Raw genomic sequence first — 19,584 nt, 5'->3', positions numbered from 1 at the left:
GCCGGCGAGGTCGAGCGCCTCGACGTCCTGGTGCGAGGCGAGCCACGGACCGAGCTCGGTCACCTCGCCGGTGAGGATGTTCACGACCCCGGGCGGCAGGTCGGAGGTCGCGAGCACCTCGCTGAGGATGACCGCGGGAATCGGCCGCTCGGTCGAGGCGACCACGACGACCGCGTTGCCACTGACGATCGCCGGCGCCACGACCGAGATCAGGCCGAGTAGCGACGACGACGGTGGCGCGAGGATCCCGACCACGCCGGTCGGCTCGGGTACGGAGAAGTTGAAGTACGGGCCCGCGACCGGGTTGGAGGACCCGAGCACCTGCGCAAGCTTGTCGCTCCACCCGGCGTACCAGACCCAACGGTCGATCGCCGCGCTGACCTCGCGGTCGGCGGCGCGCGGTGTGGTCTGCTCGGCGGTTGCGACAGCGGCGGCGAACTCCGCGCGCCGGCCTTCGAGCATCTCCGCGATGCGGTACAGGACCTGGCCGCGGTTGTACGCGGTCGCGCCCGACCAGCCCGCGACCGCCTTGCGCGCGGCAACCACCGCGTCGCGCAGATCCTTGCGGGACGCCTGCGCGACGTTGGCGACGAACTCGCCCTTGGCGTCGTTGACGACGTAGGTGCGGCCGGACTCCGAGCGCGGGAAGGCGCCGCCGATGAACAGCTTGTAGGTCTTGCGGACCTCGAGCCGGTCGTCCCTGCCGGTTTGCCTAGTGGGCAAGGTAGGCCCCCAGTCCGTGCCGGCCGCCTTCGCGGCCGTAGCCCGACTCGCGATAGCCGCCGAACGGCGACGCCGGGTCGAAGCGGTTGAACGTGTTGGCCCAGACGACGCCGGCGCGCAGGTGCTCGGCCATCCAGAGGATTCGCGATCCCTTGTCCGTCCAGACCCCTGCCGACAGCCCGTACGGCGTGTTGTTCGCCTTGGCGATCGCCTCGTCCGGCGTACGGAACGTCATGACGGCGAGAACCGGACCGAAGACCTCCTCGCGGGCGACCCGGTGCGCGGGCGTCACGTCGGTGAGGACGGTCGGCGCGAACCAGTAGCCGGAGGTCGGGAGGTCGCACGCCGGCGACCATCGGGTCGCGCCCTCGGCCTCGGCGACCGCGGTGAGCTCGCTGATCCGCTCGAGTTGCGCGGCGGAGTTGATCGCGCCGATGTCGGTGTTCTTGTCGAGCGGATCGCCGAGGCGCAGGTAACCGATCCGCCGCTGCAGCGCCTCGATCGTCTCCTCCGCGATCGACTCCTGCACGAGCAGCCGCGAGCCGGCGCAGCACACGTGGCCCTGGTTGAAGAAGATCCCGTTGATGATGCCTTCGACCGCCTGCTCGAGCGGCGCGTCGTCGAAAACGATGTTGGCGGCTTTGCCGCCGAGCTCGAGGGTCAGCCGCTTCGGCGTGCCGGCGACCGCCTTCGCGATCTGCTTGCCGACCTCGGTCGAGCCGGTGAACGCGACTTTGTCGACGCCGGGGTGGCGCACCAGCGCGGCGCCGATCTCGGGCCCGCCATTGAGGATGTTGACGACACCGGGCGGCAGGTCGGCCTGGGCGATGATGTCCGCGAGCGCGAGCGCCGACAGCGGCGTCGTCTCCGCCGACTTGAGCACCGCGGTGTTGCCGGCGGCGAGCGCCGGGGCGAGCTTCCACGCCGCCATCAACAGCGGGAAGTTCCACGGCACGACCTGCGCGGCGACGCCCAGCGGCTTCGGGTCCGGTCCGTAGCCGGCGTACCCGAGCTTGTCCGCCCAGCCCGCGTGGTAGAAGAAGTGCGCCGCCGCGAGCGGTACGTCGACGTCGCGGGACTCCCGGATCGGCTTGCCGTTGTCGAGGCTTTCCAGCACCGCCAGCTCGCGGGCGCGCTCCTGGATCAGCCGTGCGATGCGGAACAGGTACTTCGACCGTTCACGACCGGGCATCCTCCGCCAGACGGTGTCGTACGCCGTTCGAGCCGCGGCCACCGCGGTGTCCACATCAGACGCGTCGGCCTGCGCGACGCTGGCGAGCACGGACTCGTCCGCCGGGTTGATCGTCTTGAACGCACCGCCGTGGCCGTCGACGAACGCTCCGTCGATGTACATCCCGTAGGACTCGCGCAGCCGCGCGACGGAGCGCGACTCAGGGGCAGGGGAGTAGTCGAAGTCGGCCATCTAGTCCACCGTCACGTAGTTCGGGCCGGAGTAGGCGCCGGTCCGCAGCTTCATCCGCTGCATCAGGAGGTCGTTGAGCAGGCTGGAGGCGCCGAAGCGGAACAAGTGCGGCGTGAGCCACGCCTCACCCGCGACCTCCTTGACCGCGACCAAGTAGCGCAGCGCGTCCTTCGACGAACGGATCCCGCCGGCCAGCTTCACCCCGCGCCGCTCACCGGTTGCGTGCTCGAAGTCACGGACCGCGCTCAGCATCGTCACCGCGACCGACGGGGTCGCCGACGGCGAGATCTTGCCGGTCGAGGTCTTGATGAAGTCACCGCCGGCGGCGAGCGCGAGCCAGGACGCGCGATAGACGTTGTCGTAGGTCGCGAGCTCGCCGGTTTCCAGGATCACCTTGAGGTGCGCGCGGTCGCCGCACTCGGCCCGCACGGCGACGATGTCGTCGAACACCTCGGCGTACCGCCCGGACAGGAACGCCCCGCGGTCGATGACCATGTCGATCTCGTTGGCGCCGGCATCAACCGCGTCCCGGACGTCGGCGAGGCGCGTCGCGCGCGACGAGCGCCCCGATGGGAATGCGGTGGCGACGCTCGCGACCGCTACTCCGGTGCCCGCGAGCAGCTCCACCGCTTCGGCGATCAGATCGGGGTAGAGGCACACGGCGGCGACCCGCGGGCAGCCCGGATCGGTCGGGTCGGGGTGCACGGCCTTCACGCAGAGCGTGCGGACCTTGCCCGGTGTGTCGTTGCCCTCGAGCGTGGTCAGATCGACCATCGACACAGAGGTGTCGAGCGCCCAACGCTTCGAGTCGGTCTTGATGCTCCGCGACCACAGGACGGCGGCTCGCTGCTCGACACCGACCTGGTCGACCGGCGGCAGCCCGCGCAGGAAGCTGCGCAGCGCGGTGTCGTCAGCACCTGCCCTCGGCAGGGCACCGGCCACCGCACGAGTGATCGTCATCGGGCTTCTGCCGCCACGGGGTCGCCGCGCTTGACCTTCGGGGGTGGTCGCCGGAACCGCTTCGGCATGAGGGAGCGCATGAACGCGTACGACGACACCCCGCGGGCCTCGTCCTCGCCGTACCTCGCCACCACGATCCGGCGTGCGAGCCGCGCGTTGCGGGCGCCGTCGACCACCATCATGAGCAGGCTGAACAACGCGAGCCAGTTCGCGATCTCGCGTACGGCGGTCACCGGGACGAGCGAGATCGCGAAGACCAGGAAGATCAGGCCGAAGAACACCTGCCCGTAGGTGAAGCGGGAGTCGACGATGTCCCGGGCGAGCCGCTTTCCCGCCCCCGCGTCGCGGGGCGGCAGGTGGCGCTCGTCGCCGGTCATGAGCGCGCGGCGCGAGGCCAGGCGCTGCTCCCGGCGCTTCTCGCGCTGGAAGGCGGCGGCCTCCTTGCGGTTGCGTGGCGTGATGCTGCGGCGGGCCTTGCGGGCGTCCGAGCGCTTGGGCGTTGGCCGGCCCTTGCCGGCATCAGCGGCGTCGAGGTCGAGTGCGTCCGAGACCGGCTGGTCGTCCTTCACCGGGCTACGCCGACCGAGCATCACGCGCCGAGTCTACGGACGTTCCGGGAGCTTTCCGCATGATCAGGCGGCGTTCAGCATCCCGACTACGCTGGAAGCAGCCCGGGGGCGCGGTGCCTCGCGGGACGGGATCCGCCCGCGGGAACCGGGCAGGGCAGGAGGTCGGTACCGACATGGGCATGGGCAAGCGGCTCTCCCTGATCGTGAAGTCCAAGGCCAACAAGCTGCTGGACAAGCACGAGGACCCGCGCGAGACCCTCGACTACTCCTACGAGAAGCAGCTCCAGCTGCTGACCCAGGTCCGCCGTGGGGTGGCCGACGTCGCCACGAGCCGCAAGCGGCTCGAGATTCAGATGCAGCAGCTGCAGGCCAGCGCCGACAAGCTGCAGTCGCAGGCGCAGCAGGCGGTCGCCGCCGGGCGTGACGACCTGGCCCGCGAGGCGCTCACGCGCCGCGCGGCCGCCAACACCCAGCTCGCCGACCTGCAGAACCAGCACGCAGACCTGCAGGCGCAGGAGGAGAAGCTGACTCAGGCGTCCCAGCGGCTGCAGGCGAAGGTCGATGCCTTCCGCACCCGCAAGGAGACGATCAAGGCGACGTACACCGCGGCCGAGGCCGAGACGAAGATCGGCGAAGCGGTGTCCGGCATCTCCGAGGAGATGGGCGACGTCGGCCTCGCGATGCAGCGGGCGCAGGACAAGACCCAGCAGATGCAGGCGCGCGCGGGCGCGGTCGACGAGCTGCTCGCCTCCGGCGCCCTCGACGACGTGACCCAGGGCCCCGGTGGTGGGGACGACATTCAGCGGGAGCTGGACTCGCTGTCCGCGGGCAGCGACGTCGAGCTCGAGCTGGCCAAGCTCAAGGGAGCGCTGCCGGCCGGTCAGGAGCCGGCCGCCATCGGTGCCGCGGAGTCGACGCCGGCCGATGAGTCGGCGCCGGCCGAGGCGCCGGCGGCGCAGCCCGAGGAGCAGTCATGATCGTGCGGATCCTCAGTGAGGGTCAGTTCGACGTTCCCGACAGTGCGCTCGACGAGTTGGAGTCGCTCGACGTCGGCGTTCAGCAGGCGAACGAAGGTGGCGACCAGGCGGCGTTCACGTCTGCGCTGAACCAGCTCCTCGCCCGAGTGCGTGACCTCGGCGCTCCGGTGTCGGACGACTACATCGGCCCGTCCGATCTCGTGCTGCCGGCGGGGGACATGACGCTCGAAGAAGCGGCCGACCTGATGACCGAGGACGGTTTGATCTACGGATGACGATGGCTTCTCGCATTCCGCCGGACCACAAGCTCACGGCGCGAATGTCGGTGACGATCTTCCTGCTCGGCGCGCTGTACGTCGGCGTCATGGCGATCCTGATCGCCTCCGGCGTCAACGCCGGTTTTGTCATCGTCATCGCGGTGATCGTGCTGTTCTGCCAGTACTGGTTCTCGGACCGGATCGCGCTCTACGCGATGCACGGCCAGATCGTGACGCCGGAGCAAGCTCCAGAGCTGCACGGCATCGTCGACCGCCTGTGTGCGCTGGCGGACATGCCGAAGCCGAAGGTCGCGATCGCGCGGGCGCCTTACCCGAATGCGTTCGCGACCGGCCGCAGCCCGAACCGGGCCGTGGTGTGCGCGACGAGCGACATTCTCAGCCGGCTCGACACCGAGGAGCTCGAAGGCGTGCTCGCCCACGAGCTCTCGCACGTTGCCCACCGTGACGTCGCGGTGATGACCGTCGCGTCGTTCCTCGGTGTGGCCGCCGGTCTGGTCACGAGGTTCGCGTTCTACAGCGAGATGTTCGGTGGTGGCGGGTTCGGCGGTCGCAACAACAACAACAACCAGAACGGTGCCGCGGTCATGGCGGTGGTGATGCTGGTGTCGATCGTCGTCTACGCGATCTCCTTCCTGCTCACGCGCGCGCTGTCGCGGTACCGCGAGCTGGCGGCCGACCGTTCCGGCGCGATCCTCACCGGGCGGCCGTCCGCGCTTGCATCGGCGCTGCAGAAGGTGTCCGGGGACATGGCTCGGATCCCGACCCACGACCTGCGCAGCGCCGAGCCGTTCAACGCGTTCTTCTTCACTCCGGCGCTGGCGAACGGCGTAAGCATCTCGTCGTTGTTCTCGACCCACCCGTCGCTGCAGGCGCGACTCGCGCAGCTGGCGAAGATCTCGGTCGAGCTCGGTCAGACCGCGGCCTGAGGACCGCTGACGATGGGCTTGTTCGACACGATCCTCGGCCGGTCGAAGCCGGTGAAGCCGAACCTCGACGAGCTGTTCGCGCTGCCGTCCGCCGCGGTCACGTTGCAGGCGGCCGCCGATCTGCGCCCGACCGGCTGCGGGTCGGTCTGCGTCAAGTCGGCCGAGGGCGGCGCGTTCGCGGGGTTGCGCGAGCAGATCGAACAGCTGCTCGCGGTCGACGCCGACGACGGCAACCGGAAGTACGGCGAGACCACCGACAGCTACGGGTTCAGCTGGCTCACGCGCAATACGTCACCGGAGGACATCACCGGGCTCGTGACGGATCTGCACGCGGTGAACTCGAGCCTCGACGAGGCGGGGTTCGGGCCGGCATTGCTGTGCACGCTGGTCGCGTTCGGCGGCGGCGACGCCCCGACGTTCGGGCTGGTGTACCTCTACAAGCGCGGCACCTGGTATCCGTTCGCTCCGACCGGCCCGAACCGCCGGGACAACGCGCGGGAGCTGCAGGTCCGTGCGATGCTCGGCGACGACCTGAAGGTCGAGAGCGACCTGTCCCGCTGGTTCCCGGTGTGGGGCGCGCCCGGCTTGTAGGACGCGGCGTCGCGGAGGGGGCGGTGATCGACCGGTGATCGATGTCGTCTCGGCGCTCGTCACCGTGACCCCGTCGCCGAAGCCGTTGCCCGGCGTGTTCGGCTCGCTCGAGCCGACCCTCAAGCACTACGGCTACTTCGCGGTCGGCGGCGTGCTCCTGCTCGAGAACGTCGGCCTGCCGGTTCCCGGCGAGACCATGCTGATCGCGGCCGCCCTCTACGCGGCTACCGGCCAGCTCAACATTGTTCTGGTCGGGATCATCGCCGTACTGGCCTCGACCGCCGGCAGCTCGATCGGCTACGCGATCGGGGTGTACGGCGGCCGCCCGCTCGCCGAGCGGTACGGCAAGTACGTGCTGCTCACCGCCGAGCGGCTGGACAAGACCGAGGAGTTCTTCCGGCGGCGCGGCTGGGCGGTGGTCCTGCTGGGTCGGTTCGTCGAGGGCGTCCGGCAGGCGGCGGGGATCATCGCCGGCATCTCGGACATGAGCTTCCCGGTCTTCCTGCTCTACACCGCGATCGGTGCGGCGCTGTGGGTCGCCACCTGGTCGACGGTGGGAGAGCTCGCGGGCAGCCACGTCACGACGATCAGCCACTACGCGACGTATGTCGCGGAAGGCCTCGGGGCCCTCGTGGTGGTGTTCATCATCCGGGCGGTCGTGCGCTCGCGCCGCCGCCGGCAAACCGCGGCGGGCCCTCGCTGATCTTGACGTTGGAGGCGCAGAAACGCGATTTCTGCGCCTCCAACGTCAAGATCACGGAAGCCGGGGGAGTGAACCCGCGGTCGCGGCATGCCGTTAACAACGCTATGGATCCGCAGGCCGCAGCGGATGACGACCTGGTCCGGTCCGCGCAACGGGGCGAGCCGTGGGCGCTGACCGCGGTCTGGCATCGCTACAGCCCCGGCGTGCTGGCCTACCTGCGGGGTCGCGGGCTGCGGGACGCCGAAGACCTCACGAGCGAGGTCTTCCTGCAGGTGTTCGGGCGGATCGAGTCCTTCCGCGGCAGCGCGGCCGACCTGCGGACGTTCGTCTTCAGCGTCGCCCATGCGAGGTACGTCGACGAGCAGCGCAAGCGGGTCCGGCGTGGCGCCGACGTGGAGTTCGACGCAGAGGCACACGCGCTGCCGTTGCCGAGCGCCGACGTCGAGGCCCTCGACGCCCTCGCCACCGAGCGGGTCCGGGCGGTGCTCGAGGCGCTCGCGCCGGACCAGCGCGACGTGCTGCTGCTGCGGATCGTCGCCGACCTGAGCCTCGAACAGACCGCGGAGCTGCTCGGTAAGAGCATCGGTGCGGTGAAGTCGCTGCAGCATCGCGGGCTCGCTGCGCTGCGCCCGGTGCTCGGGGAGGCCGTATCCCCATGAGCGGTTGGAACGATGACCAGGACGTGAGGGCGCGCTTCGGTCGCGAAGACGCGACTGCGGAGGATCCGCGGGACGCGGCCGTCCTGCGCGCCGCGACAGACGTGCTGCGTACGCTCGAACCCCGCCGGCCGGTGGTCCCGAGCGCAGAGTTGGCCGCCCTGATGGCGGCGGGACTGCCAACCGTTCACCCGGTCCGCCGGCGCGCGAAGGCCCTGGTCGCGCGCTTCGCCGGGCTCGGCATCGCGGCGAAGGTCCTGCTGGCCGCCGGGGTCGCGATCGCCGGCGCCGGCGGTGCCGCGACCGCCGTTGCGTTGTCGACCGGCCACTTGCCGTTGCATCACCACCCGTCCGGACATCCAGCGGCACATAGCTCGCCGCGCGCGTCGGCAAAGGCTCACCATCAGCCGGCCGGCATCGTGACCCCTGCGCCCGCGACGTCTGCGCCGGCGACGTCTGCGCGGCCGGGTGGAGCCGCCGACCGGCACGGGTTCGGTCACCGCCGCCCCGGTCGTGGAGGTTTCGAGGATCGCCACGGTCGTCACCATCTTCGATTCGGCCGACCCGGTGGCCAGCATGGCCGTCATCAGGGTCCGGGCGGTGCGCGGTTTGGCGACGGACCGGGACACCACCATCACGGCGGCGGGCACGGTCAGGGCAATGGCGGCGGGCACGGCCCGCGAGGTGGAGATGGTGGGCACGGCCACTCCGGCGGCGGAGGCGGTCGGGGCGATGGCGGTGGCACCGGCGGCGGTCATGGCGATGGCAACGGCAACGGCGCCCGCTGACTCGCAGGTGGGTTAGGACGTGGCCGGTGCGCCGGCCGCCGGACCGGGTGGCGCCGGCTGGTCGCCCTGCACGGTTCGTGGGGTGGGCGCGGTCGTGGTGGGCGCCGGACCGGTGTCGGTGCTCGAGGCGGTGGGCGCTCGACCGCCGGCAAGAGTTCCGATTGCGATCGTGATCAGCGCCCCGAGGATCAGCGCGGACGGTTCGCCGGGCTTGAGCAGGTTCAGCTGCGAGCCGAGAGTGGCCGCCGCGACCGGCACACCGAGCTGAGCAGAGGCCAGTGCGCCGAGAGCCAGCGGCTGGCCGGTCAGCCGCATGGTCGAATGCGTGAGGACGGCGCCGAGCCCGAGTACGACCCCCAGCACGATGTACGACGGGTGGCTGCCGAGCGCGCGCAGGTCCAACGAGGCGCCGAGCCAGACGAAGAACAGCGGACCGAAGAAGCCTTCCGTGATCCCGAACAGCTGTCGCGCGAGGCGGCGGGGCTCGCCCACTGCTGCGAGCGCAATGCCGAAGGTGAAGCCGGCCAGCATGATCGAGACGTGGGTCTGGACGGCCAGCGCCGCGAGTGCGAAGAGGACGGTCAGGCTGATTCGTAGCTCGAGCGCGAACTGGCGATCCTCGCTGACCTCGTGCAGGCGGTGGCGCAGTCCGCGCTTCTCGACGTACACGAGGGCGACGTAGAGCACTGCGGCGCAGGCGATGACGGCGAGTGCGCCGAGCGCGGCACGCGCGGCGTGTGACGGGTCGATCGCCAACGGCAGGGCCACGATGCATGCGGCGTCGGCGACCGCGATCTGCGGCAGCATCTCGATCACCGCGGGCCCGCCGAGGCCGAGCGAGCTGACGATCGGAAGGATCAGCGCCGCCGAGGACGATGCCATCAGTACGGCGTACAACGACGTGTGACCGGTGCCGAAGATGTGCGACACCAGAAGCGCAACCGGCACGGAGATCGCGCCGATGCCGAGCGCACGGGCCAGTCCGGTCCGCAGCGCCGTTTTCATGCTTGCGTCGCGGACCGGGACATGCGAGCCGGCGACGAACATCACCAGCGCAAACCCGATGTCGGCGAGCAGGGTGAAGGTGGAGTTCTGCGCATGCAGCCGGTTGAAGCCCGTGGCGCCGAAGGTGATCCCGGCGGCCAGCTCCCCGAGCACGACGGGAAGGTGCCAGGAACGCGGATAGGCGAGCAGCGGCCCCAGGATGCCGATCAGCGCGATCAGCGCGAGGGTGGCGAAGCTCACGTGGTGCGCTGTCTCGTCACGAGCGCGACGAGGCGGCAGGGGATGTCGGTGTTCTCGTCGTAGTGGTAGCTGGCGCACACCCGGTGGTAGCCGTCGGCGATCTGGAGAAACCGTCCGGTGGCGATGTCGCCCCGCACGAGGAGCACCGGCGACAGCGGCCGGCCCTTTCGGATCTTCTTCAGGTCCGCTGCGACGTGCGGGTTGTCCACGTCGAGCAGTGGAAGGCCGGATGCGCGCAGGATGTCCTTCGCCTTCTGGTGGATCACATCGGCGCCGCGCAGGTCGGTGACCAGGCGCCTCACGACCTCGGCCCGGGCGAGAAGCGTCAGGTAGTTCTCCGCGGCCGGGTAGTCGTGCTCATCCGTTTCGTCCTTCCATATGACGCCAGCCATGCGGATCACCCTCCCAGGCACCTGACGAGTCGGTTGGGGATGAGTATGGCGACAAGTGCAAGGATCGGGGGTCCGGCGAGAGCGAGGAGACGAGATGCGAGTGGCGAGACTGTCGACGGCGGGTGTCGCGACTGTGGTGGTCAGCGGGATGCTGGCCGCACCACTCGCGTTTGGTGTATCCGGAACACATCGTGCGCATCCGGCATCGACGCCGCGAGTCTCGACGGTGGGCCGGATCGCCTACCTCACCAAGCAAGGCGTGCTGAAGACGGCGACGGTGAGATCGGACGGTACGACGTCGTCGGTCAAGAAGCTCGGACCGATCACGAAGGCGTCGGGCAAGCAGACGGTACGGCTCAGCGACGTGGTGGTCTCCGGCAACGGACATTGGATTGCTTGGAACGAGGAGTTGCTCAGCCACGGCGGCGCCTTGCTGCACGCCAGCCTGGTCGATGTGCACGAACCGGCCGGCACGGCGTACCAGGTGAAGAGCCTGCAGGAGCCGGTCGGTTTCGCCGGTAGCCGGCTGGTGACGTACTCGGGTTCGACCAAGCGCCTCGTCCTCACACCGAAGCCGCACCTGGTAAAGGTGGACGACTCGGGTCTGCCACTCGCGACGTACGCGCACGGCGTCATCGACTCGAAGGCCTTGGAGGCCCCGAAGGGCCCGAGCCAGACCTGGGAGGTGCGGCTCACCTCGTTCGCCGGTTCGCACGTCGTCCTGCACCGTTACGTGCTCTCGCCGACCGACTTCCGCTACCCGGATCTCGCCTGGGTCAGCGGTGACGGCAAGCGCGTCGTCGTCGAGAGAGGCAACCACCAGGACTTCGGCGGGCTCGGCCCGTCCTCGCTGGCCGACGAGTTCCACCTGACCGCACCGCACTCCCGCGCGACCCTCGGTCACTACGGCACGGACAAGGCCGCCTGGCGGATCGGCGGGGTCGCGTTCGCGGGGTCCTCGAACTCGGTGTGGGCGATGTGGGAGCGGCTCACGACGACCGGCGCGACCAGCGTGGTCGCGCGCTACAAGAGCGGTGCCTGGAAGCTCGAGGAGGCGCACGGTGTCGCGGTCGCGGCGAATGCGCACGGCGACGTGATCACCCAGCCGGGCAAGTGGGTCAACCCGTCGAAGGTCGAGGAGGAGTTCGAGCCGGTGCCGAGCGGCGACGCCCGGCTGCGTGACGGCGCCGGAACGGTGACGCTGCACGCGTCCGGCAGTTTCTTCGCCTTCATCGCCTGAGGCCCGCGCGGACTAGAGGAACGCCCCAGACGGCAGGTAGCACTTCGGTGGTGTTCCGCCGCGCCAATACGCCGGGCCCGCCGGGGTCACCGACAGTCGTGCCCGGTAGGCGATCCGGATCGCCCACTGCTGCTCGGCGTTGAGGTGATAGATCGACGCCGGCTTGCCGGCCTGCGAGATCTGCCCGAGGCAGTGCCACAGCAGGGCGCTCGCCGTGTCCTCGTCGGTGGCCGCGAGCGTGGTGACCAGCGTGTTGCCGCGGACGTAGGCGTAGCCGCGGCCGCCGTCGGCCTCGTCGACGACGTACATCGTGAACTCATCGGCGAGCCAGCGCTGGTCCGGGCCGTGCGGCGCGCCGCGGACGACGAGGTCGACGTCGTCCGCGAAGTCGATGTCGGCGACGCTTCCGGGACGCACGCGGGCATCAGGGCCAGGAAGCGCCGTGGCGTCGATCGGACCTTCGGCGTCGAGCTGCGGATAGGTGTTGAAGCCGCTGGTCGCGTAAAGCCGCATGGCGCGCGGATCGTGGGTCGACAGGATGAACGAGCGAGCGCTTCCGTCGGCATAGGTCAACGCGGCATCGAGGAGCTTCCGGCCGATGCCCGTGGACTGCGCGGTGGGGTCGACGTGCAGCAGCGAGAGGCCCCAGAGGTCGCCTCGGCGCAGCGCGAGGGCGGCGCCAACGACGCGGTCGTTCTCGACCGCCGCCCACGCGCCGCCCGGGTCATGGGTAAGGAAGTGGTGGAAGCGATGCTGCATCCGGGCGAGCCGGGCAGCGTCGGGTGGGGTGGTGATCTCGGGGTCGTCGGGATACAGCACCGCGAACGCCGCGACCTGGGCCCGGGTCGCCTGTTCGACGTCCGCCTCGACCATGGGCCGGATCTCCACTCGCATCCCTCCTGACTAGCAGGCCGGGCAGGATGTCGGCATGCGGGTCGTCGTCGCGCCGGACTCGTACGGCGGCTCGTTGACCGCGCAGGAGGTCGCTGCTGCCGTCGCCGCCGGCTGGCGCGCGGTCTCGCCGGACGACGAGCTCATTGAGGTGCCACTGTCCGACGGCGGATCAGGCTTCGCGGCCGTGCTCGCGACCTTGCCGGCGGCGCAGCGGGTGGCAGCCGCTTGCACCGGACCGACCGGTCGACCGCTCCAGGCTTCCGTGGTGCGGATCGGCGCCACGGCATACGTCGAAAGTGCGCTCGCGTGCGGTCTCGACCTGCTGCTGGCCCTCGATGGTGACGTGCGCACCGCAACGACGTACGGCGTGGGAGAGCTGATCGGCGCAGCCGCGGACCTCGGCGGGGTGGACACGATCGTCGTGGGGCTCGGCGGCTCGGGCACCAACGACGGGGGAGCAGGTGCGCTCGCCGCGCTCGGTGCTCAGCCCGCTGCGGCGCTCGCCGGCGGTGGGGTCGCACTGCGTGGCCTCGACCGGGTCGATCTGCCGGCGTCGCTCGCTGTGCGGCTGGTCGCGGCGACCGATGTGGACAGCCCGCTGCTCGGGCCTCGTGGCGCCAGCGCGGTCTACGGGCCGCAGAAGGGGGCCGATCCGGAGGCAGTGGCGGAACTCGAGGCCGGCGTGACGCGCTGGGCCGAGGCCGTCGAGGTCGGGACCGGCCGCCCCGGGCTTCGGGACATGGCCGGTGCGGGCGCGGCCGGCGGGCTGGGGTTCGGGCTGTTCGCCCTCGGAGCCGAGCGCAAGTCGGGCGCGGAGCTCGTCGTGGCCGCGACCGGATTGGCCGCCCTCGTTGCGGATGCCGATCTCGTGGTGACCGGTGAAGGAAGGTTCGACCCGACGTCACTGCGCGGGAAGCTGCCGGCCGTCGTCGCTCGGGTGGCCCAGGGCTGCGGGGTGCCGTGCATCGTCGCCGCCGGACAGGCCGCGGTCGGCACCCGGGACGCCGCGGCGCACGGGATCGACGAGGTCTGGTCGGTCACCGACGCGCTGGGGTCGGTCGATGCGGCGCTGGGCGCGGGTGGGGATGGCGTGGCTGAGCTCGGGCGGCGGATCGCGGGAGCCTGGGCGCGCTGATCGCCGCTGCGTGCACGCGTGAGCCGCCGTACCTGTGGAATCATGGAGATCGGGAACATCGGCAGACCGCTCGAGGTTCCACGGGTTGAGCCGGCGACCGGCCGGCGGGGCGGGACCGCACCGCGAGACAACCGCGACAGGGAGTTCACCGGATGACCGACACCGCGACCGAGACCTCGGCCACCACGCCGACCAGCGTCGTGCTCACCGACACCGCCGCCACCAAGGTCAAGCACCTGCTCGACCAGGAGGGGCGCGACGACCTCGCGTTGCGGATCGCCGTCCAGCCCGGTGGCTGCTCCGGCCTCCGCTACCAGCTTTTCTTCGACGAGCGCACGCTCGACGGTGACGAGTTCGCGGACTTCGGCGGCGTGAAGGTCGTGGTCGACCGGATGAGCAGCCCCTACCTCAGCGGCGCGACCATCGACTTCGTCGACACGATCGAGAAGCAGGGCTTCACGATCGACAATCCCAACGCGACCGGCTCTTGCGCCTGCGGAGACTCCTTCCACTAGTCGCGGCGCCCGGACGGCCGCTGGCGGCGTTGTCGTCGTCGGCGGTAGGTCCACTACCGCCCTGCATCTAGAACACGTCGAATGCTGCTTCGGCGACTCTTGCTGCGGAGGCGGGGATAGCGATCCGCGCCGGCGGCGCGGGTGGCGGTTCGGCCTGCGAGCCGTGCCGGTCGAACGTCGAGGCGGGGATCGCACGGGCGTCCCGCACGAGCTCGCTGAGGCTCTCGGCGTCCTCGATAACCGGTAGTCCCACGGCGGCGGGCTTCGACACGCGCTCGACGCTATGGGCGACCCGTGGGTAACGCCAGGTCTACCGACGGGTAGTTTGCCCGGGTGCGGATTGCCGTCAGCGGCTCGATCGCGACCGACCACCTGATGACGTTCAGCGGCAGCTTCTCGAAGCAGCTGATCGCCGAGCGCCTGCATCATGTGTCGTTGTCCTTTCTGGTGGACGAGCTCGAGATCCGGCGCGGTGGGGCGGCTGCCAACATCTGCTTCGGGCTGGCTGCGCTCGGCCTTCGGCCCGTACTGGTCGGCTCGGTCGGTCCCGACTTCGAGGAGTACCGCCAGTGGCTGGACGCACACGGCGTCGACACCAGCGGCGTCCGGGTGTCGAAGACGCTTCAGACCGCTCGGTTCATCTGTACGACGGACTCGGAGCAGGCCCAGATCGCGACCTTCTACGCCGGGGCCATGAGCGAGGCACGAGACATCGACCTCGACACGATCGGCGACATCGACCTCGTGGTCGTCAGCCCGAACGACCCCGCCGCGATGATCGAGCACACCAGGTACTGCCGGGACCGCGGGCAGCGCTTCGCCGCCGACCCGTCGCAGCAGCTGGCCATCCTGGAGGACGAGCCGATTCGTGAGCTGGTCGTCGGCGCGGACCTGCTCTTCGGCAATGCCTACGAGGCCGCGCTGCTGGAACACAAGACCGGCTGGTCGGCGAGCGACGTCCTCGAGCAGGTCGGCACGAGAGTCACCACGCGCGGGGCCGACGGGATCGTCATCGAGCGCGCCGGGGAGGCGGCGATCACGGTTCCCGTCGTACCGGCTCCGGCCATCCTCGAACCGACCGGCGTCGGTGACGCCTTCCGTGCCGGATTCTTCGCCGCGACGTCCTGGGACCTCTCACTCGAGCGGGCGGCGCAGCTCGGCGCGCTGCTCGCGACCTGGTGCGTGGAGTCGGTCGGCCCGCAGGAGTACGTCGTGGACGCCGGGCGGGCGAGGGAGCGCCTGGCCGGGGCGTACGACGAATCCGCGGCGGACGAGATTGCCGCCCACCTGTGACCCCTGACGGCCGGTCCGGGACACGCCGCCCCTCAGCGCGGGCGCTCGCGGGCGCTGCGTTAGGGTTTTCGCGTGCTGCCTGAGAGCCCTTTGAGCTTGCTGTCGCGAGCTCGCCGGACCGCTCGGCGCCACCCTTCCGAGCGTCGTCGCGGGCGGCTGCGCTTGGCCCGGCTGTTGGTCCTCGGCGCGCTCGCCCTGCTCGCCACCGGTTGCACCGGCGAGGCGGCGAAGTGGGAGCGTGGGGGCTGGCCGGCCCCGGTCACGATCCAGGGGCGCAACGCGCTGCACCTGTGGCAGGGAGCGCTGCTCGCGTCGCTGATCGTCGGCGGCCTGGTCCTCGGCATGATCGTCTTCTCGGCGGTCATGTTCCGCAGGCGTTCGCCCGACCAGATCCCGCGCCAGGTGCGCTACAACCTCCCGATCGAGGTCCTCTACACCTTCATCCCGATCGTGATCGTCTCGGTGTTGTTCTACTTCACCGCGATCGGCGAGAGCAGCGAGGACAAGATCAACAACAAGCCGGCGCTGCAGGTCGGAGTGGTCGGTTTCCAGTGGTCGTGGCAGTTCAACTACGCGAGCCACCGGCTGTCCATCACCGGCCGTCCCGGACAGCCGCCCCAGCTTGTGTTGCCGGTGGGGGAGCAGATCCACTTCCACCTGACCTCACCCGATGTCATCCATTCCTTCTGGGTCGTGCCGTTCCTGTTCAAGCGTGACGTGATCCCCGGACATCCGAACCAGTTCGAGATCACGATCACGCAGCAAGGCACGTTCCAAGGCAGATGTGCGGAGTTCTGCGGGATCCACCACGACGAGATGCTGTTCACCGTGAGGGCGATCTCGAAGCCGGCCTTCCAGGCCTGGCTGGCCCAGGCCCAGCAGACGGCCGCCAACGGCACGAATCCTGAATACACCGTGTATACGGGGCCGTCGGAGGGACCGAGCCTGTGACCGTCGTCGAACCCGTCCGCGCCCAGCGGGTCCGCCCTCAGCGGGTGCAGGTGATGCCCGGTAGCCGGATCGTGCGCTGGATCACCACGACCGACCACAAGACGATCGGGCAGATGTACCTCATCACCTCGTTCATCTTCTTCCTGGTCGGCGGGGTGATGGCCGAGATCATGCGGACCGAGCTCGCCCGCCCCGGCCTGCAGGTGGTGAGCACCGAGACCTACGACCAGCTGTTCACGATGCACGGCACGATCATGTTGCTGTTCTTCGCGACGCCGCTGTTCGTCGGATTCGCGAACTGCATCATGCCGCTGCAGATCGGTGCGCCGGACGTCGCGTTCCCGCGGCTGAACATGTTCAGCTACTGGCTGTTCCTGTTCGGCGGTCTGATCATGATGTCCGGCTTCCTCACGCCAGGCGGCGCCGCGGACTTCGGCTGGTTCGCCTACGCGCCGCTATCCAGCGCGCTCTACTCGCCCGGCCCGGGTGCTGACCTGTGGATCATGGGTCTCACGCTGTCCGGGTTCGGCACGATCCTCGGCGGCGTCAACTTCATCACGACGATCATCTGCCTGCGCGCGCCCGGCATGACGATGTTCCGGATGCCGATCTTCACCTGGAACATCCTGTTCACGTCGATCCTGGTGCTGGTCGCCTTCCCCGTCCTTGCCGCTGCGCTGCTCGCCCTCGAGGCCGACCGCAAGTTCGGCGCGCACGTGTTCGATGCCAACAACGGCGGCGCGATCCTCTGGCAACACCTGTTCTGGTTCTTCGGCCATCCCGAGGTGTACATCGTCGCCTTACCCTTCTTCGGGATCATCACTGAGGTGATCCCGGTCTTCAGCCGCAAGCCCTTGTTCGGCTACAAGGGCCTGGTCTTCGCGACGATGTCGATTTCCGCGCTGTCGATCACCGTGTGGGCGCACCACATGTTCGCGACCGGCGCCGTGCTGCTGCCGTTCTTCTCGCTGCTGTCGTTCCTCATCGCCGTACCCACGGGGGTGAAGTTCTTCAACTGGATCGGCACGATGTGGCGCGGCGCGATCTCGTTCGACACCGCGATGCTGTTCGCGATCGGCTTCCTGATCACCTTCCTGCTCGGCGGGCTGACCGGCGTCATGCTGGCGTCGCCGCCGATCGACTTCCACGTCAGCGACTCCTACTTCGTGGTCGCACACTTCCACTACGTGCTGTTCGGAACCGTGGTGTTCGCGATGTTCTCCGGCTTCTACTTCTGGTGGCCGAAGATGACCGGCACGATGCTCGATGAGCGACTCGGGAAGGTGCACTTCTGGACTCTGTTCGTGGGCTTCCATACGACGTTCCTCGTCCAGCACTGGCTAGGGGTCGAGGGCATGCCGCGCCGCTACGCCGACTACCTCCCCAGTGATGGCTGGACCACCCTGAACACCGTCTCCACGATCGGTGCGTACATCCTCGGCTTGTCCATGCTCCCGTTCATGTACAACGCATGGCGGTCCTGGGTGGGGAAGAACGAACGGGTGGTCGGCGACGACCCATGGGGCTATGGCAACTCACTGGAATGGGCGACGTCGTGCCCGCCGCCGCGGCACAACTTCACCTCCATCCCGCGGATCCGGTCCGAACGGCCGGCCTTCGACCTGCACTACCCGCATCTGTCCGGCCTGCCCGAGACGAGCCCGGCCTTGGTCGCTGTCGAGGACCACGCATGAAGATCGAGGGCTTTCTCTTCGCGTTCATCGCGGTTTTCCTCGCAGGGACCGACATCGTGTACTGGTATACCTCCCACGATCCGACAGGGACGACGGCGCTGGCCCTTGCCACCTGCCTCGGCGCGCTGGTCGGCTCCTACCTGCTGGTCACCGCCAAGCGAATGGGTCCCCGCCCGGAGGACCGCAAGGAAGCCGAGATCAGCGACGGCGCGGGCGAGATCGGTTTCTTCAGCCCGTACAGCTGGGCGCCGCTGTGGTGCGCGATCGCGGCTGCGACGTTCTTCAGCGGGATCGTGTTCGGCTGGTGGCTGTGCTTCATCGGGGTGGCGCTCGCCGTCCCTGCGGTGGGCTCGATGGTCTTCGAGTATCTCTCCGACGACCCTGCTGCCTAACCCGTGAACCCGCGCGGGTGAACCCGCCGCGCTCGGCCGGTCAGCCGGCCGCGGCCCGCCAGCGCGCGCCTGCGTTCGCCGCGGCGAGCCGGGCGTGTTCGGCCACTTCGGTCTGAATCGGGTCACGAGCGGGCCGCTCGGCGCGGTTGATGGCATCGGAGTCCGGATCAGCCGTGCTGGCCAGGTCGCAGAGCAGCGTGAGCGGAACGTGCTCGTGCAGCAAGGTCATGACCGTGCTGTTCATCGAGTCGTGCCGGATCGAACGATGGCTCATGGCGATGCCCTTTCCCAGTCACAAACCACACTAATGTCATTTTCACCGGACACCGCGCATCTCGCGGGCGTTTCCCGGCTCATTGGGGATGGGTGTGGTCGGTCCAGCGCGTCCCGTCCCACCACCGGACGAGGCCGGCGACCGACGGGTCCGGATACCAGCCCGGCGGCGGCCCACTCGGACCGGTCGGTGGGTCGCCGGCGGGTGACTGGCCCGCGTATCCCGCAACCGGGCGCGGGGTGCGGGCCCGCCCCCGGCGCACCGAGCCCACGATCGCCATCGTCACCCCGATGATCAGCACGAGGAACCCGACGCCGAGCAGGCCGAGCCACCCGGCCACCCGGCGGGCCAGGCTGCCGAGCGTGTTCGACACCACGACCTGTACGCCGGGCGGGCCGCCGACGTGGACGTCGTACGTCCCCGCCTGATGGATCATGAACTGCACCATCGCGTCGTACTGCGTCGACCCTCTCGTCAGCACCTCGTTGACCGAGCCGGGCGCGATCGTCGGCACCACCAGCCCGCCGGCGCCCGTGACGGCGACCTGTTGCGGGGAGAGCGTGGCGAGCTGCGCTTGTGACACGAAGACGTCGTAGCTGCCCGAGGACAGGTGGCGCTGGATGGTGACGGGGGTTGTGTAGACCGGGCTGCCGACGTTGTTGATGATCGGGCCGATGGCCTTGAATCCGCCGAGGACGGCCAATGCGACGCCGACGGCCATCACCGCGACCGCGATGCTCAGCCGTGGCCCGGGCAGCGGACCGACAGGTTCGGCAGAGGTTTCGCTCATCGCCGACCAGCCTGCCCGATCAGGCGTGCCGGGGCCGTGCACCGCGCCGCCGATAGGTCAGCATTGAGTCGTGGCGGAGCCGTTGCGGGTCAACGCCCGGGTCGAGATCCCCGCCGGGGAGCTCACCTGGCGCTTCTCGCGCTCGTCCGGGCCGGGCGGCCAGTCGGTCAACACC

At 69.6% G+C, this 19,584-nt stretch carries 23 protein-coding genes and 1 pseudogene; 14 read left to right on the top strand and 10 right to left on the bottom strand.

The features are described 5' to 3' along the window. The 4 genes from VME70_05850 to VME70_05835 all read right to left on the bottom strand — a co-directional run. A partial coding sequence (locus tag VME70_05850) for an aldehyde dehydrogenase family protein (protein ID HTW19722.1) occupies positions 1-723 on the bottom strand: 723 nt, incomplete at its 3' end. Next, positions 713-2,146: an aldehyde dehydrogenase family protein gene (locus tag VME70_05845; protein ID HTW19721.1), complete on the bottom strand. Its 1,434-nt coding sequence runs from the start codon at positions 2,144-2,146 to the stop codon at positions 713-715. The genes VME70_05850 and VME70_05845, both read right to left, overlap by 11 nt. Next, positions 2,147-3,106 (bottom strand): deoxyribose-phosphate aldolase, encoded by a 960-nt coding sequence (gene deoC, locus VME70_05840; GenBank protein ID HTW19720.1) that lies wholly within the window; start codon positions 3,104-3,106, stop codon positions 2,147-2,149. Continuing rightward, on the bottom strand, positions 3,103-3,696 hold the full coding sequence (locus VME70_05835) for a DUF3043 domain-containing protein (protein ID HTW19719.1): 594 nt from the start codon (positions 3,694-3,696) through the stop codon (positions 3,103-3,105). The genes deoC and VME70_05835 overlap by 4 nt, the downstream gene beginning before the upstream one ends. A 158-nt stretch (positions 3,697-3,854) precedes the next feature. Here VME70_05835 and VME70_05830 point away from each other — a divergent pair, with 158 nt between their 5' ends. The 7 genes from VME70_05830 to VME70_05800 all read left to right on the top strand — a co-directional run bounded on the left by VME70_05830 (position 3,855) and on the right by VME70_05800 (position 8,610). Beyond that, the gene (locus VME70_05830; GenBank protein HTW19718.1) at positions 3,855-4,652 is read left to right on the top strand and encodes a PspA/IM30 family protein; all 798 of its coding nucleotides are present in this window, start codon (positions 3,855-3,857) and stop codon (positions 4,650-4,652) included. Then, complete coding sequence (locus VME70_05825) at positions 4,649-4,927, top strand: hypothetical protein (protein HTW19717.1); 279 nt, start codon at positions 4,649-4,651, stop codon at positions 4,925-4,927. Before VME70_05830 ends, VME70_05825 begins: the two co-directional genes overlap by 4 nt. Continuing rightward, positions 4,924-5,856 (top strand): zinc metalloprotease HtpX, encoded by a 933-nt coding sequence (gene htpX, locus VME70_05820; GenBank protein ID HTW19716.1) that lies wholly within the window; start codon positions 4,924-4,926, stop codon positions 5,854-5,856. The genes VME70_05825 and htpX overlap by 4 nt, the downstream gene beginning before the upstream one ends. Before the next feature lie 12 nt (positions 5,857-5,868). After that, positions 5,869-6,447: a hypothetical protein gene (locus VME70_05815; GenBank protein ID HTW19715.1), complete on the top strand. Its 579-nt coding sequence runs from the start codon at positions 5,869-5,871 to the stop codon at positions 6,445-6,447. A gap of 34 nt (positions 6,448-6,481) precedes the next feature. Further along, positions 6,482-7,150: a DedA family protein gene (locus VME70_05810; protein ID HTW19714.1), complete on the top strand. Its 669-nt coding sequence runs from the start codon at positions 6,482-6,484 to the stop codon at positions 7,148-7,150. A 104-nt stretch (positions 7,151-7,254) separates the two neighbouring features. Then, positions 7,255-7,809 (top strand): RNA polymerase sigma factor, encoded by a 555-nt coding sequence (locus tag VME70_05805; GenBank protein ID HTW19713.1) that lies wholly within the window; start codon positions 7,255-7,257, stop codon positions 7,807-7,809. A gap of 465 nt (positions 7,810-8,274) precedes the next feature. Then, positions 8,275-8,610, top strand: coding sequence for a hypothetical protein (locus VME70_05800; GenBank protein ID HTW19712.1), 336 nt, complete (start codon positions 8,275-8,277; stop codon positions 8,608-8,610). Here the strand turns inward: VME70_05800 and VME70_05795 are convergent. Both VME70_05795 and VME70_05790 read right to left on the bottom strand, forming a co-directional pair. Next, positions 8,607-9,839, bottom strand: coding sequence for a cation:proton antiporter (locus VME70_05795; protein HTW19711.1), 1,233 nt, complete (start codon positions 9,837-9,839; stop codon positions 8,607-8,609). The genes VME70_05800 and VME70_05795 overlap by 4 nt on opposite strands. Further along, positions 9,836-10,231 carry a hypothetical protein gene (locus VME70_05790; GenBank protein ID HTW19710.1) on the bottom strand — a complete coding sequence of 132 codons (396 nt, stop codon included), beginning with the start codon at positions 10,229-10,231 and terminating at the stop codon, positions 9,836-9,838. The genes VME70_05795 and VME70_05790 overlap by 4 nt, the downstream gene beginning before the upstream one ends. Before the next feature lie 94 nt (positions 10,232-10,325). On the opposite strand from VME70_05790, the gene VME70_05785 reads away from it, so the two are divergent. Then, a complete protein-coding gene (locus VME70_05785) occupies positions 10,326-11,471 on the top strand; it encodes a hypothetical protein (protein ID HTW19709.1) in 1,146 nt (381 codons plus the stop codon). A 12-nt stretch (positions 11,472-11,483) separates the two neighbouring features. Here VME70_05785 and VME70_05780 read toward each other — a convergent pair whose 3' ends face one another. Then, on the bottom strand, positions 11,484-12,359 hold the full coding sequence (locus VME70_05780; protein HTW19708.1) for a GNAT family N-acetyltransferase: 876 nt from the start codon (positions 12,357-12,359) through the stop codon (positions 11,484-11,486). A 40-nt stretch (positions 12,360-12,399) separates the two neighbouring features. On the opposite strand from VME70_05780, the gene VME70_05775 reads away from it, so the two are divergent. Next, positions 12,400-13,500: a glycerate kinase gene (locus tag VME70_05775; protein HTW19707.1), complete on the top strand. Its 1,101-nt coding sequence runs from the start codon at positions 12,400-12,402 to the stop codon at positions 13,498-13,500. 152 nt (positions 13,501-13,652) lie between these two features. Next, positions 13,653-14,015 carry an iron-sulfur cluster insertion protein ErpA gene (erpA, locus tag VME70_05770; GenBank protein ID HTW19706.1) on the top strand — a complete coding sequence of 121 codons (363 nt, stop codon included), beginning with the start codon at positions 13,653-13,655 and terminating at the stop codon, positions 14,013-14,015. A gap of 67 nt (positions 14,016-14,082) precedes the next feature. On the opposite strand, the gene VME70_05765 is transcribed toward erpA, so the two are convergent. Continuing rightward, positions 14,083-14,286, bottom strand: a complete 204-nt coding sequence (locus VME70_05765; GenBank protein HTW19705.1) for a hypothetical protein — start codon at positions 14,284-14,286, stop codon at positions 14,083-14,085. Between the two features lie 62 nt (positions 14,287-14,348). On the opposite strand from VME70_05765, the gene VME70_05760 reads away from it, so the two are divergent. The 4 genes from VME70_05760 (at position 14,349) to VME70_05745 (ending at position 18,345) form a co-directional block, all read left to right on the top strand. Next, positions 14,349-15,308, top strand: a complete 960-nt coding sequence (locus VME70_05760) for a carbohydrate kinase family protein (protein ID HTW19704.1) — start codon at positions 14,349-14,351, stop codon at positions 15,306-15,308. A 162-nt stretch (positions 15,309-15,470) separates the two neighbouring features. Continuing rightward, on the top strand, positions 15,471-16,259 hold the full coding sequence (coxB, locus tag VME70_05755) for a cytochrome c oxidase subunit II (GenBank protein ID HTW19703.1): 789 nt from the start codon (positions 15,471-15,473) through the stop codon (positions 16,257-16,259). Positions 16,260-16,312: 53 nt separating this feature from the next. Next, positions 16,313-17,953 carry a cytochrome c oxidase subunit I gene (gene ctaD, locus VME70_05750; GenBank protein HTW19702.1) on the top strand — a complete coding sequence of 547 codons (1,641 nt, stop codon included), beginning with the start codon at positions 16,313-16,315 and terminating at the stop codon, positions 17,951-17,953. Beyond that, positions 17,950-18,345 (top strand): cytochrome c oxidase subunit 4, encoded by a 396-nt coding sequence (locus VME70_05745; protein HTW19701.1) that lies wholly within the window; start codon positions 17,950-17,952, stop codon positions 18,343-18,345. The genes ctaD and VME70_05745 overlap by 4 nt, the downstream gene beginning before the upstream one ends. A 40-nt stretch (positions 18,346-18,385) precedes the next feature. Here the strand turns inward: VME70_05745 and VME70_05740 are convergent, their stop codons facing one another. Together VME70_05740 and VME70_05735 are read right to left on the bottom strand one after the other, a co-directional pair. Next, positions 18,386-18,619: a hypothetical protein gene (locus VME70_05740; GenBank protein ID HTW19700.1), complete on the bottom strand. Its 234-nt coding sequence runs from the start codon at positions 18,617-18,619 to the stop codon at positions 18,386-18,388. Between the two features lie 79 nt (positions 18,620-18,698). Beyond that, positions 18,699-18,800, bottom strand: a pseudogene (locus VME70_05735) (DUF2510 domain-containing protein). Between the last annotated feature and the right edge of the window lie 784 nt (positions 18,801-19,584).

Source organism: Mycobacteriales bacterium, from assembly GCA_035504215.1.
Taxonomy (GTDB): domain Bacteria; phylum Actinomycetota; class Actinomycetes; order JAFAQI01; family JAFAQI01; genus DATAUK01.
This window is presented reverse-complemented; position numbering and strand designations above follow the sequence as displayed.